Below are 15,080 nucleotides of genomic sequence, written 5' to 3'. Positions count from 1 at the left end.
TAAAGGAGCTGCCACGGGCTCCGTCGAGGTGCGAGAATGGCCGCGCTATGGCAAAGGAAACGGGACAGAAGCTGGTCGCGCAGAACAAGAAGGCGCGGCACGAGTACACCATCCTCGACACCTACGAGTGCGGCATGGTGCTCACCGGCACCGAGGTGAAGTCGCTCCGCGAGGGGCGCGCCAACCTGGTGGACGGCTACGCGTACATCCAGGGCGGGGAGGCGTGGATCGACAACGTCTTCATCCCGGAGTACACCCAGGGCACGTGGACCAACCACGCCGCCCGGCGCAAGCGGAAGCTCCTGCTGCACAAGATGGAGATCCGCAAGATCGAGTCCAAGGTCAAGGAGACCGGCCACACCCTGGTGCCGCTCTCGCTGTACTTCAAGGACGGCCGGGCCAAGCTCGAACTCGCCCTCGCGGTCGGCAAGAAGCTCTACGACAAGCGCCAGACCCTGCGCGAACGCCAGGACCGGCGCGAGTCCGACCGGGCCATGGCAGCCGCCCGCCGGCGCCAGCGCGGCTGACCGGGGGTCAACTGTCCCCGCCCCCGCGGCGGTACACCGGTCGAACGGGCGGACGAACGGCTGAGTACGATCCACCGGATGGACGTCTCGCTGCTCACCGGTTGGCTCCCCTGGACACTGCGGATCGCCGCGCTCGCCGCGCTGGCGGCCGCGATCGGCCGGCGCGACGCCCGGTGGTACCGCCGCGAGCTGCCGATCGCGCTCGCGGCGGCCCTCGGCCCGACGCTGCTCGGTGCCCTCGGGGTGTCCTGGTTCGGCGACCTGGACGACCCGCTGCCGTTCGGCCTGTGGGGCTGGACCTGGTGCGCGCTGCTCGCGGTGGGCGTCCTGCTGACCGGCTGGCGCGGCGCCCGCTGGTGGACCCGGGCGGCGGCCCCCGCCGCGATGGTGCTGGCGGTGGTCTGCGCGGCCAACTCGCTGAACATCGCCACCGGGTACTACCCGGACCTCGGTGACGCCGCGGCCGACCTCTCCGGGAAGCCGGTGCCGCAGCAGATGAGCCTGGCGGAGGCCCGGAAGGCGGTCGGCCGGGCCGAGACCGGGCGGGTGGTGGCCGTGGACATCCCGGCCCAGCCCAGCGGGTTCTCGCACCGCAAGGAGTTCGTCTACCTGCCCCCGGCCTGGTTCCGCAGCAAGCAGCGGCCCAAGCTGCCGGTGGTGGAGATGATCGGCGGCGTGTTCGCCGAGCCGGAGAACTGGATCAGGGCCGGCAACGCCGTCGAGATCGCCGACGCCTACGCCGCCGCCCACAACGGCAACGCGCCGATCCTGGTCTTCGCCGACGCGACCGGCGACTTCAAGACCGACACCGAGTGCATGAACGGCAAGGCCGGCAAGGCCGAGGACCACCTGCTCAAGGACATCCCGAAGTACGTCTCGAAGACCTTCGGCACGGCCACAGGCCCGAAGAAGTGGGCCGTCGCCGGCTGGTCCATGGGCGGCACCTGCGCGCTCACCATCACCCTGGCCCACCCCGACGTCTTCGGGCGCTTCCTGGACATCTCCGGGGACCCCGCGCCGAGCAAGGGGGACCGGAAGCAGACCCTGGAGGAACTGTTCGACGGGGACGAGCAGGCCATGGCGGCGCACGACCCGACGAGCCTCCTGGCCGCCTCCCGCCGGGACACCTTCAAGGGCGTCTCCGGCTGGTTCGCGGTGGGCGAGGACGAGACCAAGCGCGTCGCCCAGCTCAAGAAACTGGAGCCGGCGGCCAAGGCGACCGGGATCGCCACCCGGGTCTCGGTCATCCCGGGGAAGCACAACTGGCAGGTGGCCGCCACCGCCTTCGAGGAGGCGCTGCCCTGGCTCGCCCAGGAACTCGGCACCCCCGGTGCCAAGCCCGCCAAGCAGCCCGCCAAGCCCGCGGGCTCCCCCTCGCCCTCGCCCACGGCGCCGTCCGGCTCGCCCACGGCACCGCCCGGGGCGCCGTCCGCGGCCTCCGCCGCGCCGGCGGCCTCGCCCGACCGGAAATGAGCTGGACCCTCTCCCGGTCTGCGCGTACCATGTCTGGAGCATCACCGGAGGGCCCGCCCGCCGGAGCTGTTTGTCAAATCAACATGGGGATGATCGGTTTCGACAGTGGATGTCGAAACAGGAGAAGCGAGCCGAGGAACGCGGCAATGATCTCGTTAACCACGTGTCGCAAAAAAATAATCGCCAACAACAAGAGCGATCGCTTCGCTCTCGCTGCCTAAGCAGCGAGTGCTGAGCTGTCAGACCGGAGCGTTCCCGATCCGGAGCCTGGCATAATCTAGGGAACTCAACCGTCCGCCCCGGCTGCGGGGGCGGAGGGGAAATCAAACAGTAGCTGGGCCTGTTGGCGGCTTGTCCGCGTGACTGCCAGGGCCGAGAAAAGCACAGCGGACTGCGCTCGGAGAAGTCCTGAATCTGCACCATTGGACCCGGGTTCGATTCCCGGCATCTCCACCACCCCATGTGACACACGAGCCGCCCTCCACCCCGGAGGGCGGCTTTCGTGCTTCCCGGGCCTCACAGCACCCCGCCCGGGCAGGTGAGAGGACGGTTCCGCGGGCGTCACAGGGCGGAACTCCGCGGAAACCCCGGCCCCCTACCGTCGGTGGACGACAGGGCATCGGCCGGCAAGGGGTGACTGATGAGAACGAGCGCACGCTGGATCCAGGAATGGGACCCGGAGGACGAGGCCTTCTGGGAGCGCACCGGAAAGAAGACCGCCAACCGCAATCTGATCTTCTCCGTGCTGTCCGAGCACATCGGCTTCTCGATCTGGAGCCTGTGGTCGGTGATGGTGCTCTTCATGGGCAAGGACTACCACGTCGACCCGGCCGGGAAGTTCTTCCTGGTCGCCATGCCGACCCTGGTCGGCGCCTTCGTCCGCATCCCGTACACCGTGGCGGTGGCCCGGTTCGGCGGCCGGAACTGGACGATCGTGTCCGCCGCGCTGCTGCTGGTCCCGACCCTGGCCGCCGCGTACGTGATGCACCCGGGCACCTCGTACACCACCTTCATGCTGGTGGCCGCGCTCACCGGCCTCGGCGGCGGCAACTTCGCCTCCTCGATGACCAACATCAACGCCTTCTTCCCCAACCGCCGCAAGGGCTGGGCGCTCGGGCTCAACGCGGGCGGCGGCAACATCGGCGTCCCGGTCATCCAGCTGGTCGCGCTCGCCGTCATCACCGGCGCCGGCGCCACCCACCCGCGGCTGGTGCTCGGCGTCTACATCCCGCTGATCGTCCTCGCGACGGTCTGCGCGGCGCTCTTCATGGACAACCTGGCGCCGATGAAGGCCGACACCGGCAGCCTGGCCGCTATCGTCCGGGAGAAGCACACCTGGCTGCTGTCCGTGCTCTACATCGGCACCTTCGGCAGCTTCATCGGCTTCTCCTTCGCCTTCGGCCTGGTGCTGCAGAACCAGTTCGGCCGCACCCCGCTGCAGGCCGCCCAGCTGACCTTCGTCGGCCCGCTGCTCGGCTCGCTGATCCGCCCGGTCGGCGGCTGGCTGGCCGACCGGCTCGGCGGCGCCCGGATCACCCTGTGGAACTTCGTCGCCATGGCCGCCGCGGCCGGGCTGGTGACCTACGCCTCCTCGATCCGCTCGCTGCCCGTCTTCCTGACCGGCTTCATCGCCCTCTTCGTCTTCGCCGGCCTCGGCAACGGCTCCACCTACAAGATGATCCCCGGCATCTTCGAGGCCAAGGCCCAGGACCGGATCGCCGCGGGGGAGAGCCCCGAGGCCGCCGCCGCCTGGTCGCGCAAGATGTCCGGCGCCGCGGTCGGCGTGATCGGCGCGGTCGGCGCGGTCGGCGGCCTGCTGATCAACCTCGCCTTCCGGCAGTCCTTCCTCGTCGCCAAGACCGGCACCCCCGCCTTCGCCTCCTTCCTCGCCGGCTACGCGGTCTGCCTCACCCTCACCTGGGCCGTCTACCTGCGCCGACCCACCACCACCAGGAACGCCCGGACCCCCGCCCTGGCCCGGGTCTGAGCCACCGTCGAACCCTCCCCACCGCCCCCGGGCCGCTCCCCACCGCCGAAACAAGCCGGTAATGGGACCGACCCGGGGGCGTGACGGCCGAGCGGGACGATGGCCGTCCACCCACCCGCCGCCCGCAGCCGCGTCCCCCCCACACGGACGTGAACGCGGGTGACCCCCGCGACCAGGCGAGCCGCCCACTCGCGGGACGCCACCGAAGGACCACGAGCATGGCCGACCTGACCGACTGTCAGCCGACCGAACCCGTGCCGCCCCTCCCGGCCGCACCCCCACTGGCGGGCTACACCATCGGCATCACCGCCGCCCGCCGGGCCGACGAACTCGCCGCCCTCCTCCAGCGCCGCGGCGCCACCGTGCTGCGCGCCCCCGCCCTGCGGATCGTCCCGCTCGCCGACGACACCGAGCTCCTCGCCGCCACCCGCGCCCTGGTCGCCGACCCGCCGGACCTCGCGGTCGCCACCACCGGCATCGGCTTCCGCGGCTGGATCGAGGCCGCCGAGGGCTGGGGCCTCGGCGACGGGCTGATCGCCGCCCTCGGCAAGGCCACCGTCCTCGCCCGCGGACCCAAGGCCAAGGGCGCCATCCGCGCCGCCGGCCTGCGCGAGGAGTGGTCCCCCGAGTCCGAGTCCTCCGCCGAGGTCCTGGAACGCCTCCTGGAGCAGGGCGTCGCCGGCCGCCGGATCGCCGTCCAGCTGCACGGCGCCCCGCTGCGCGACTTCGTCACCTCCCTGGCGGCCGCCGGCGCCGAGGTCGTCGAGGTCCCCGTCTACCGCTGGCTGCCGCCCGTCGACCTCGTCCCGCTCGACCGCCTCCTCGACGCCTGCTGCAACGGCACCCTGGACGCCGTCACCTTCACCAGCGCACCCGCCGCGATCAGCCTGCTGGAACGCGCCGCCGAACGCGGCCTGACCGACGAACTCCTCCACGCCCTGCGGCACGACCTCCTGCCGGTCTGCGTCGGCCCGGTCACCGCCGCTCCGCTGGAGGAGCTGGACATCCCCACCGCCAAGCCCGAGCGGATGCGGCTCGGCGCCATGGTGCAGACCCTCACCGCCGAGCTGCCCGCCCGCTCCCGCCGGCTCACCGTCGCCGGGCACACCCTGGAACTGCGGGGACAGGCGGCGCTGGTCGACGGGGAGCTGCGGCCGGTACCGCCGGCCGGGATGGCCCTGCTGCGGGCGCTGGCACGGCGGCCCGGATGGGTGGTGCCGCGGGCCGAGCTGCTGCGGGCGCTGCCCGGCAGCGGGGAGGACGAGCACGCCGTCGAGACCGCGATGGCCCGCCTCCGCGCCGCCCTCGGCACACCCCGGCTGATCGCCACCGTGGTCAAGCGCGGCTACCGCCTGGCCGTCTAGCCGGGCAACCGGGTAACCACCAGGGGCGCGGGGAACTGCGCGAAGGCGGGAGGTACGGCGCGGTGGTCGGGGGAGCAGCAGGGGTTGCACCGCCGTCGCCGGCCTGAGCGGGTGCCCTTCCGCCGCGCGCAGTTCTCCCCCAGCCTTGGCGGCTGGGAGGTGCCCCACGTGCCCCTCGTGGTTGCCCCATCGCCTGGTCGCCCGGTTGCGTCGTGGCCCCTGATGGGTGGCGGGTGGGGTCAGGGCGTAGGATCGTCCGTCCGCCTTTCTTCGGGAGGGCGGCGACCACCACCCGCAGGACGTACCTCAGGGGGCTCCTTGGGCGCGCACGGCTCAGCCCAGCACCACCGCACCACCGTCGAGCAGGACACCGTCCGCGACCGCGAGATCGCGGGCGAGCAGCGGCATCTCGACACCGTCTACCACCGCCTGGAGGAGAAGCTCGCCGAGGCCGAGTACATCCTCGAGGACGCCGCCAAGCGGGTCCAGGTCGGCACGCCCGGCGCGCTCGCCGAGCGCGACGCCCAGGTGTTCCGGGCCGGCGCGCACCTGCACCGGCTGAACAGCGAGTTCGAGGACTTCCTGTTCGGCCGGATCGACCTGCAGCAGGCGGACGCCCCCGAGGAGCACGGCATCCCCTCGCAGACCCCGCTGGACCCGGCCGACCCGGCCGTGGCGGAGACCCTGCACATCGGCCGGCTCGGCGTGCTCGACGCGGAGTACGGCCCGCTGGTGATCGACTGGCGGGCGCCGGCCGCCGCGCCGTTCTACCGGGCGACCCCGCTGGAGCCGGGCCGGGTGATCCGCCGCCGGGTGATCCGCTCCAAGGGCCGCAAGGTGCTCGGCGTCGAGGACGACCTGCTGCGCCCCGACCTCACCCCGACCCTGGGCGGCGAGGAGCTGCCGGTCATCGGCGACGGCGCGCTGATGGCCTCGCTGGGCCGGGCCCGCAGCCACTCGATGAGGGACATCGTCTCCTCGATCCAGAAGGAGCAGGACGAGGTCATCCGCGCCGCCGCGGCCGGGGCCACCCTGGTCACCGGCGGCCCGGGCACCGGCAAGACGGCGGTGGCCCTGCACCGCGCCGCCTTCCTGCTCTACCAGGACCGCCGCCGGTACGCGGGCGGCATCCTGGTGGTCAGCCCGACCGCGCTGCTGGTCTCGTACACCGAGGGCGTGCTGCCCTCGCTGGGCGAGGAGGGCCAGGTGGCGATCCGCGCGGTCGGCAGCCTGGTGGACGGCATCGAGGCGGAGCGGTACGACAGCCCCGAGGTGGCCCGGATCAAGGGCTCGGCCCGGATGGTGCAGCTGCTGCGCCGGGCGGCGCGGGCCGCGCTGGAGCTGGACGCGCCCACCGAGCTGAAGGTGTTCGCCCGCGGCGAGGCGCTGCGGCTGGACGCGGCCCGGCTGCGGACCGTCCGCGGCAACGTGGTCGGCGGCGGCGGCACCCCGCTCAACCTGCTGCGCCCGCGCGCCCGCCGGCTGCTGCTGGACGCGCTGTGGCACGAGGCGACCCGGCTGCTGCCCAAGCCCGCCAACCACTTCGAGCGCGAGCAGCGCCAGGAGGAGCGCGAGGCGTTCGACGAGTACGTCTCGGACGAGGCGGCGTTCCTGGACTTCCTCGACGCGTGGTGGCCGGCGGTCACCCCGCGCCGGGTGCTGGCCACGCTGCGCAGCGGCCGGCACGTCAACCGGATCGCCCGGAAGGCGGTGGCCCCGGACGAGGCGCGGCTGCTGGCCGGCTCCTGGCGGCACCTGGGCGAGCGCGGCGAGGGCCCGCTGTCGGCGCACGACGTGGCGCTGGTGGACGAGCTGCAGCTGCTGCTCGGCGAGCCGGCCCGGCCGAAGGTGCGCGAGGTGGACGCCGTGGACCTGCTCACCGGTCTGGAGGAGGTCACCACCGCCGCCGACCGGATGTCCCGGCAGCGTGAGCGCGTCCCGGTGGAGCGCCGCGAGTACGCGCACGTGATCGTGGACGAGGCCCAGGACCTCACCCCGATGCAGTGGCGCATGATCGGCCGCCGGTCCCGGATGGCGACCTGGACGATTGTCGGCGACCCGGCGCAGTCCTCCTGGCCGTTCCCGCAGGAGGCGCAGGCCGCGATGGACGAGGTGCTGGCCGGCAAGCCGCGCCGCAGGCACACGCTGACCGTGAACTACCGCAACCCGGCGGAGATCGCCGAGGTGGCGGCGAAGGTGCTGGCGCTGGCCGCGCCGGGCACCCCGTCGCCGAGCGCGGTCCGCTCCACCGGCATCGAGCCGCGGTTCGCCGCGGTGCGCGAGCCGGGGGCGGCGGCGTTCGCCGCGAGGGCCCGGGCCGAGCTGGAGCGGCTGCTGGGCGAGGTGGACGGCACGGTCGCGGTGGTGGTCCCGATGGACCGCCGGGCGGAGGCGCGCGGCTGGACCGAGGGCCTGGGCGACCGCGTGGTCGCGCTGGGCAGCCTGGAGGCCAAGGGCCTGGAGTACGACGCCACCGTGGTGGCCGACCCGACCGGCATCGCCGGGGAGTCGGAGGCGGGCCTGCGGGTGCTGTACGTGGCGCTCACCCGGGCCACCCAGCGGCTGACCGTGCTCTCCGGTCCTGACGACCTGCCGGACGCCGACGGCGTGCCCGCGCTGCTGCGCTGACCCGGGAGCACGAAGGCCCCTCACCGCTGGTGAGGGGCCTTCAGACGTTGACGACACCGACCCGCCATGCTCGCCTCGCGGCAAGTGGTCCCTCGAAGGGACGAAGGTTGGGCCCGGGGGCTTGGATCGGGCCGGTGTCCCGTCCAATGTAACGCATCCGCCGGTTCGGGCAAGAAGCCTTGTCGGGTCCGCACACTCAATGAACGTTATTTCTGACTACTCGCTGGTAGGTGCGACGATCGAGGTCTAGCATGCGCAGGGCCAAGGGCTTCAACAAAATGTTGATTCAGGAAGAAGGACGTCGATGGCGACGGTGCCAAGTGTCTCCAACTCGATCACGGTCCGGCTGGAGGTCCCGGCCACCGGCAACGCCGTGAGCTCCATCACCACCGCCGTCGAGTCCTCCGGGGGATCGGTCACCGGCCTCGACGTCACCGCCTCCGGCCTGGAGGCGCTGCGGATCGACGTGACGGTCGCGGCCACCTCGGTCGCGCACGGCGAGGAGATCGTCGAGAAGCTCCGGGCGATCGACGGCGTGGCCATCGGCAAGGTCTCGGACCGCACCTTCTTGATGCACCTCGGCGGCAAGATCGAGATGTCCTCGAAGCTGCCGATCCGCAACCGCGACGACCTCTCGATGATCTACACCCCGGGTGTCGCCCGGGTCTGCCTGGCGATCGCCGAGAACCCCGAGGACGCCCGCCGCCTCACCATCAAGCGCAACTCCGTCGCCGTGGTCACCGACGGCTCGGCCGTGCTGGGCCTGGGGAACATCGGCCCCAAGGCCGCGCTGCCGGTGATGGAGGGCAAGGCCGCCCTGTTCAAGCGCTTCGCCGGCATCGACGCCTGGCCGATCTGCCTGGACACCCAGGACGCCGACGAGATCGTCGCCATCGTCAAGGCGATCGCCCCCGGCTTCGCGGGCATCAACCTGGAGGACATCTCCGCGCCGCGCTGCTTCGAGATCGAGGCCCGGCTGCGCGAGGCGCTGGACATCCCGGTCTTCCACGACGACCAGCACGGCACCGCGATCGTGGTGCTGGCCGCGCTGATGAACGCCCTGCGGGTGGTCGGCAAGGAGATCGCCGACATCCGCGTGGTGATGTCCGGCGCCGGTGCGGCCGGCACCGCGATCCTCAAGCTGCTGATGGCCGCCGGCGTGGAGCACGCCACCGTGGCGGACGTCCGCGGCGTGGTCCACCTGGGCCGGGACGACCTCAACGAGAGCCTGCGCTGGATCGCCGAGAACACCAACCGCTCGGGCCGCACCGGCAGCCTCAAGGAGGCCGTGGCCGACGCCGACGTCTTCATCGGCGTCTCCGCCCCGAACGTGCTGGACGGCGACGACCTGGCCACCATGGCCGACGACGCGATCGTCTTCGCGCTGGCCAACCCGGACCCGGAGGTCGACCCCAACGTCGCCCGGGAGACCGCCGCCGTGGTCGCCACCGGCCGCAGCGACTTCCCGAACCAGATCAACAACGTCCTGGTCTTCCCCGGCGTCTTCCGCGGCCTGCTGGACGCGCAGAGCCACACCGTCAACACCGACATGATGCTGGCCGCCGCCCGGGCGCTGGCCACCACGGTCGGCGACGACCAGCTGAACCCGAACTACATCATCCCCAGCGTCTTCCACCCGGACGTGGCCAAGACCGTCGCGGCGGCCGTCCGGGAGGCCGCCGTGGCGGCCCGTGGCGACGTCCCGGCGGCCCCGGTGAAGCCCACCGCGGGGATCGTCGGCACGCTGGACACCGCACAGTTCCCCGCCGTTCAGCTCTGAGTCGGGCGACACTCCGGAACTTCCCGGAGTGTCGCTGTTGCTCGGTCAAATGTCCGATTGGCCGCAATCCCGGCACGAGGGGCCCCTTCCCCTTGCGACACAAGGGGAAGGGGCGTGTTTGGGCTTGTCGGTGCCAGGGCGTACGGTAGCCCTGCACGGCGGGGGGTGTCCGACTCGTACGGATCGTCCCCCTCGTGCGCGCCGGCGTGCCGTCCAGGCCGCCGCCCGGTCCGGTCCGCCGGATCCGACGGGGCGTCACACCCCTGTCGGGCGGGCGGGGTTCGGGTCGATCACGCCGGAGCCCGATTGGCTTTCTCAGTGCCGGTCGGGGCAGGATTCGTACCCGGGCGGGCAGTTTGCGGCGCTTCGGGGTGTGAGCCCGGCCCCTGACCACCCCTCGCCTGAATGAGCACAGTGTGCGGGCCGGCCGGCGACGGCCACCGTGCACGGCATAGCAACAGACCACAGGAGTACACATGAACCGCAGTGAGCTGGTGGCCGCGCTGGCCGAGCGCGCCGAGGTGACCCGCAAGGACGCCGACGCCGTTCTGGCTGCCTTCGCCGAGATCACGGGCGAGGTCGTCGCCAAGGGCGACGAGAAGGTCACCATCCCCGGTTTCCTGACCTTCGAGCGCACCCTGCGCGCTGCCCGCACCGCCCGCAACCCGCAGACCGGCGACCCGATCCAGATCCCGGCCGGGTTCAGCGTCAAGGTCAGCGCCGGCTCGAAGCTCAAGGAAGCCGCCAAGGGCAAGTGACGCAACCGCGTCCACAACGACGTGGCCGGCCTCCCCGCTCGGGGAGGCCGGCCACGGTCGTGTCCGGGGGCCTTGGTCAGGCCTCGACGGGCTCCGCGCTGGGGAGCTCCACGTGGGCGCCGAGGTCACGGAGCTTGTCCATGAAGTTCTCGTAGCCGCGGTTGATCAGGTCGATGCCGTGCACGGTGGAGGTGCCCTCGGCGGCCAGCGCCGCGATCAGGTACGAGAACCCGCCGCGCAGGTCCGGGATGACCAGTTCGGAGCCGATCAGCTTGGACGGGCCGGAGACCACGGCCGAGTGCTTGAAGTTGCGGGCGCCGAACCGGCAGGGCGTGCCGCCCAGGCACTCGCGGTAGAGCTGGATGTGCGCGCCCATCTGGTTCAGCGCGCCCGTGAAGCCCAGCCGGGACTCGTACACCGTCTCGTGGACGATCGACAGGCCGCTGGCCTGGGTCAGCGCGACCACCAGCGGCTGCTGCCAGTCGGTCTGGAAGCCCGGGTGCACGGCGGTCTCCAGGGCGATCGCCTTGAGCTCGCCGCCCGGGTGCCAGAACCGGATGCCCTCGTCGTCGATCTCGAAGGCGCCGCCGACCTTCCGGAAGGTGTTGAGGAAGGTCATCATCGGGATCTGGTCGGCGCCGCGGACGTAGATGTCGCCCTTGGTGGCCAGCGCCGCGCAGGCCCAGGAGGCCGCCTCCAGGCGGTCCGGCAGCGCCTTGTGGTTGTAGCCGTCGAGCTCGTCCACACCCGTGATCAGGATGGTCCGGTCGGTCCCCATCGAGATGATCGCGCCCATCTTCTGCAGCACGCAGATCAGGTCGACGATCTCCGGCTCGATGGCCGCGTTGCGCAGCTCGGTGACGCCCTCGGCGAGGACGGCGGTGAGCAGCACCTGCTCGGTCGCGCCGACCGAGGGGTAGGGCAGCTCGATCCTGGTGCCGCGCAGCCGCTGCGGGGCGACCAGGTAGGTGCCCTGCGGGTGCTTCTCGATGGAGGCGCCGAACTGGCGGAGCACCTCGAAGTGGAAGTCGACCGGCCGGCCGCCGATGTCGCAGCCGCCCAGGCCCGGGATGAAGGCGTGGCCGAGGCGGTGCAGCAGCGGGCCGCAGAACAGGATCGGGATGCGCGAGGAGCCGGCGTGCGCGTCGATGTCGGCGACGTTCGCGCTCTCCACGTGGGACGGGTCGAGGATCAGCTCGCCGTCCTCGTCGCCGGTGCGCACGGTCACGCCGTGCAGCTGCAGGAGGCCGCGGACCACCTTGACGTCACGGATGTCCGGGACGTTGCGCAGCCGGCTGGGGCCCTGGCCGAGCAGGGCGGCGACCATGGCCTTGGGGACCAGGTTCTTGGCACCGCGGATCTGGATCTCGCCTTCGAGCGGGTTTCCGCCGTGGACCAGCAGGACGTCGTCGGTCATCGTTCTCGCAATCCGGGGTGCGCAGGGGGGATCTTGCGGCTGCGGGCAGAGCAAAACGCGAGTGGAAGGAGCTTCCACCGGAGCAGAAGGCCCTTCCACCATCAGTAGATGGTAGAGGGTGGGCGATTGGTTCCTGTGTGCCCTATTGGTGATCATGCTTCCGGAGGGGCCGGAACGGCTCCCCCGGTACGGCCGTACGGGTGTTCGCGATCGGTCGCCGCGGGTTTCGTGTTGGGGGCCCGTCCCGCCGCGGACTGCGGGATCATGTGAAGCATGACCCCGGCCCCCTCGCACACCGGCCGACTGCTCGTCGCGACGCCCCACCTCACCGACCCGAACTTCGCGCGGGCCGTCGTCCTGCTGCTCGACCACGACGCCCAGGGCGCGCTCGGCGTGGTGCTCAACCGTCCCACACCGGTCGAGGTCGCCAGTGTGCTGGACGGCTGGGCCGACCTGGCCGGGCAGCCGCCGGTGGTCTTCCAGGGCGGCCCGGTGGCGCTGGACTCGGCCCTGGCCATCGCCGTGGTCCCCGGTGAGGAGGGTCACGCCGAGCCGCTCGGCTGGCGCCGGGTGCACGGCGCGATCGGGCTGGTCGACCTGGAGGCCCCGCCCGAGGTGCTGGCCGGGGAGCTGGGGGGCCTGCGGGTCTTCGCCGGGTACTCGGGCTGGTCCCCGGGCCAGCTGGAGGCCGAGATCGCCGAGGGCGCCTGGTACCTGGTCGACTGCGAGAGCGGCGACGTGTTCTCCCCCGACCCGGCCCGGCTGTGGCGGTCCGTGCTGCGCCGCCAGCGCGGCCCGCTGGCGCTGCTGGCCACGTACCCGGACGACCCGACGATGAACTGACCGGGCGGGCCGCGCGGGCCCCGCCCGGCGGTACTGGCCCGCTTCTCGGCCGCCCCCATAGACTTGGCACCCATGAGCACTCTTGAGCCCGAGCGCGGCCTCGGCACCGGCACCCTGGTCGAGCCCGTCCCGCAGGTGTCGCACGGAGACGGCGACCACGAGCGCTTCGCCCACTACGTCCAGAAGGACAAGATCATGGAGAGCGCGCTCTCCGGCTCTCCCGTGGTGGCGTTGTGCGGCAAGGTCTGGGTGCCCGGCCGCGACCCGAAGAAGTACCCGGTCTGTCCGATGTGCAAGGAGATCTTCGACGGCCTCCACTCGGAGCAGGGCGACGAGGGCAAGGGCAAGAACTGATCCCACGGGTCGCGAAGGGCCCCGCAGTGGTCTATGCCACCGGAGGCCCACCGGGGCAGGATGAGGCGCATGGACCTCATCCCCGCCCCGAACCGCGTCCAGGCCCGCCCCGACTCGGAGAGCGGGCCGTGGAACCCCCGGCTCACCCCGACCACCAGGATCGCGGCCGAGGACGGCGCCCAGGGCGTGGCCCGCTGGCTCCGCTCCGAGCTGGCCGCGGCCACCGGCTTCACCTTCGACGCCTGCACCCTGGAGGAGGGCCGGCGCAGCGCCCGGACCATCGAACTCCGCTTCGACCCGCAGCTGCGCGCCGACCGGGGCCGTGAGGCGTACGCGATCTCGGTCAACGAGTACGGGGTCTTCCTGCGCGGCGGCGGGCGGCCCGGCCTGTTCTACGCCGCCCAGACCCTGCGGCAGCTGCTCGGCCCGCAGGCCTACCGCAGGGCCCCGCTGCCCGGCGCCGCGTGGGTGCTGCCGATGGGCGAGATCCAGGACGCGCCCCGGTTCGGCTGGCGCGGGGTGCTGCTCGACGTGGCCCGGCACTTCCTGCCCAAGTCCGACGTGCTGCGGTTCATCGACCTGATCGCCGCGCACAAGCTCAACGTCCTGCACCTGCACCTCACCGACGACCAGGGCTGGCGGATCGAGATCGAACGCCACCCCCGGCTCACCGAGGTCGGCGCCTGGCGCGAGCGCTCCATGGTCGGCTTCCGCGCCGCCGGCCGCCACGACGACCGCCCGCACGGCGGCTACTACACCCGCGACGACCTGCGCGAGATCGTCGCGTACGCCGCCAAGCGGCACGTCACCGTCGTCCCCGAGATCGACCTGCCCGGCCACTCCCAGGCCGCCGTCGCCGCCTACCCCGAACTCGGCAACACCGACGTGGTGGACACCGCCGCGCTCGGCGTCTGGACGGACTGGGGGATCAACCCCAACGTGCTGAACGTCTCCGAGGAGACCCTGCGGTTCTTCGAGGGCGTCCTGGAGGAGGTCCTGGAGATCTTCCCCTCGGAGTACGTCCACCTCGGCGGCGACGAGTGCCCCAAGGACCAGTGGCGGGCCAGCCCCGCCGCCCAGGCCCGGATCAAGGAGCTCGGCCTGGCCGACGAGGACGAGCTGCAGAGCTGGTTCATCCGGCACTTCGACCGCTGGCTCGCCGACCGCGGCCGCCGCCTGATCGGCTGGGACGAGATCCTGGAGGGCGGCCTCCCGCCCCACGCGGCGGTCTCCTCCTGGCGCGGCTACGAGGGCGGCGTGGCCGCCGCCCGGGCCGGCCACGCGGTGGTGATGTGCCCCGAGCAGCACGTCTACCTCGACCACCGGCAGGCCCCCGGGTCCGACGAGCCGATCCCGGTCGGCACCGTCCGCACCCTGGAGGACGTGTACCGCTTCGAACCCGTCCCGCCGGAGCTGGCGGAGGCGGAGGACGGCGGGGCCGCCGCCCGCGTCATCGGCACCCAGGCCAATCTGTGGACCGAGTTCATGGACGACGCCCGCGACGTCGACTACCGTGCCTTTCCCCGGCTCGCCGCCTTCGCCGAGGTCGCCTGGTCCGACCTCCCGAGGGACCCGGCCGAACGGGACTACGCCGACTTCGAACGCCGGATGGCAGCCCACTACCCCCGCCTCGACGCCCTCGGCGTCGACTACCGCCGCCCCGACGGACCCCGCCCCTGGCAACGGCGACCCGGGGTGCTCGGCCGCCCGGCCGACTGAGACCCCGGCGTGAAGATCGTCGGGACAGGCGGTGTCGATGTCGCCCCGGCATCGCGATAATGGTCTGCGAAACGGGGGGAGGGGAAGGCTCCCGCTCGGGCCGCTCGGCTGTCGGAGACCCGGGAGACGACGGCCGACGGACGTGTGCCAGAGTTGCCCGACCCGCACCGGTCGCCCGTACCCTACGGGCGGGCCGCTCCGCGGGTCGGGACGGGCAGTTGATGAGCAAG

11 protein-coding genes and 1 other RNA gene are annotated in these 15,080 nt (G+C 72.3%); 11 read left to right on the top strand and 1 reads right to left on the bottom strand.

Going from position 1 to position 15,080, the window contains the following annotated elements; genetic code table 11:
- Positions 1-47 precede the first annotated feature (47 nt).
- From smpB to ABWK59_RS13390, 8 genes are all read left to right on the top strand, one after another.
- Positions 48-527: an SsrA-binding protein SmpB gene (gene smpB / locus ABWK59_RS13425; RefSeq protein WP_354640795.1), complete on the top strand. Its 480-nt coding sequence runs from the start codon at positions 48-50 to the stop codon at positions 525-527.
- A 78-nt stretch (positions 528-605) separates the two neighbouring features.
- The gene (locus ABWK59_RS13420) at positions 606-2,000 is read left to right on the top strand and encodes an alpha/beta hydrolase (protein ID WP_354640794.1); all 1,395 of its coding nucleotides are present in this window, start codon (positions 606-608) and stop codon (positions 1,998-2,000) included.
- Positions 2,001-2,085: 85 nt separating this feature from the next.
- Positions 2,086-2,456: a transfer-messenger RNA gene (gene ssrA, locus ABWK59_RS13415) on the top strand.
- Between the two features lie 184 nt (positions 2,457-2,640).
- Positions 2,641-3,987: a nitrate/nitrite transporter gene (locus ABWK59_RS13410; protein ID WP_354640792.1), complete on the top strand. Its 1,347-nt coding sequence runs from the start codon at positions 2,641-2,643 to the stop codon at positions 3,985-3,987.
- Positions 3,988-4,205: 218 nt separating this feature from the next.
- Positions 4,206-5,351, top strand: coding sequence for a uroporphyrinogen-III synthase (locus ABWK59_RS13405; protein ID WP_354640791.1), 1,146 nt, complete (start codon positions 4,206-4,208; stop codon positions 5,349-5,351).
- A gap of 318 nt (positions 5,352-5,669) precedes the next feature.
- Positions 5,670-7,979 carry a HelD family protein gene (locus tag ABWK59_RS13400; RefSeq protein WP_354640789.1) on the top strand — a complete coding sequence of 770 codons (2,310 nt, stop codon included), beginning with the start codon at positions 5,670-5,672 and terminating at the stop codon, positions 7,977-7,979.
- A gap of 304 nt (positions 7,980-8,283) precedes the next feature.
- Positions 8,284-9,759 (top strand): NAD-dependent malic enzyme, encoded by a 1,476-nt coding sequence (locus tag ABWK59_RS13395; RefSeq protein ID WP_354640787.1) that lies wholly within the window; start codon positions 8,284-8,286, stop codon positions 9,757-9,759.
- A 476-nt stretch (positions 9,760-10,235) separates the two neighbouring features.
- Entirely contained in the window at positions 10,236-10,517 is a 282-nt protein-coding gene (locus tag ABWK59_RS13390; RefSeq protein ID WP_354640785.1) for an HU family DNA-binding protein, read from the top strand.
- Between the two features lie 76 nt (positions 10,518-10,593).
- Here ABWK59_RS13390 and murA read toward each other — a convergent pair whose 3' ends face one another.
- A complete protein-coding gene (murA, locus tag ABWK59_RS13385; RefSeq protein ID WP_354640783.1) occupies positions 10,594-11,934 on the bottom strand; it encodes a UDP-N-acetylglucosamine 1-carboxyvinyltransferase in 1,341 nt (446 codons plus the stop codon).
- 273 nt (positions 11,935-12,207) lie between these two features.
- Here murA and ABWK59_RS13380 point away from each other — a divergent pair, with 273 nt between their 5' ends.
- From ABWK59_RS13380 to ABWK59_RS13370, 3 genes are all read left to right on the top strand, one after another.
- Positions 12,208-12,777: a YqgE/AlgH family protein gene (locus tag ABWK59_RS13380; protein WP_354640781.1), complete on the top strand. Its 570-nt coding sequence runs from the start codon at positions 12,208-12,210 to the stop codon at positions 12,775-12,777.
- Between the two features lie 72 nt (positions 12,778-12,849).
- Complete coding sequence (locus ABWK59_RS13375; RefSeq protein WP_354640780.1) at positions 12,850-13,131, top strand: DUF3039 domain-containing protein; 282 nt, start codon at positions 12,850-12,852, stop codon at positions 13,129-13,131.
- Positions 13,132-13,200: 69 nt separating this feature from the next.
- Positions 13,201-14,850, top strand: coding sequence for a beta-N-acetylhexosaminidase (locus ABWK59_RS13370; RefSeq protein WP_354640779.1), 1,650 nt, complete (start codon positions 13,201-13,203; stop codon positions 14,848-14,850).
- The last annotated feature ends 230 nt before the right edge of the window (positions 14,851-15,080 follow it).

This window comes from Kitasatospora sp. HUAS MG31 (genome assembly GCF_040571325.1).
In the GTDB taxonomy this organism is placed as follows: Bacteria; Actinomycetota; Actinomycetes; order Streptomycetales; family Streptomycetaceae; genus Kitasatospora; species Kitasatospora camelliae.
The sequence above is the reverse complement of the archived record's forward strand: the minus strand, read 5'-3'. Positions and strand labels throughout refer to the sequence as shown.

Excerpts from the sequence above, each read along its gene's own strand:
- smpB (WP_354640795.1), top strand. The coding sequence starts at position 48 with ATGGCAAAGGAAACGGGACAGAAGCTGGTCGCGCAGAACAAGAAGGCG.
- ABWK59_RS13420 (WP_354640794.1), top strand. The coding sequence starts at position 606 with ATGGACGTCTCGCTGCTCACCGGTTGGCTCCCCTGGACACTGCGGATC.
- ABWK59_RS13410 (WP_354640792.1), top strand. The coding sequence starts at position 2,641 with ATGAGAACGAGCGCACGCTGGATCCAGGAATGGGACCCGGAGGACGAG.
- ABWK59_RS13405 (WP_354640791.1), top strand. The coding sequence starts at position 4,206 with ATGGCCGACCTGACCGACTGTCAGCCGACCGAACCCGTGCCGCCCCTC.
- ABWK59_RS13395 (WP_354640787.1), top strand. The coding sequence starts at position 8,284 with ATGGCGACGGTGCCAAGTGTCTCCAACTCGATCACGGTCCGGCTGGAG.
- ABWK59_RS13390 (WP_354640785.1), top strand. The coding sequence starts at position 10,236 with ATGAACCGCAGTGAGCTGGTGGCCGCGCTGGCCGAGCGCGCCGAGGTG.
- murA (WP_354640783.1), bottom strand. The coding sequence starts at position 11,934 with ATGACCGACGACGTCCTGCTGGTCCACGGCGGAAACCCGCTCGAAGGC.
- ABWK59_RS13380 (WP_354640781.1), top strand. The coding sequence starts at position 12,208 with ATGACCCCGGCCCCCTCGCACACCGGCCGACTGCTCGTCGCGACGCCC.
- ABWK59_RS13375 (WP_354640780.1), top strand. The coding sequence starts at position 12,850 with ATGAGCACTCTTGAGCCCGAGCGCGGCCTCGGCACCGGCACCCTGGTC.
- ABWK59_RS13370 (WP_354640779.1), top strand. The coding sequence starts at position 13,201 with ATGGACCTCATCCCCGCCCCGAACCGCGTCCAGGCCCGCCCCGACTCG.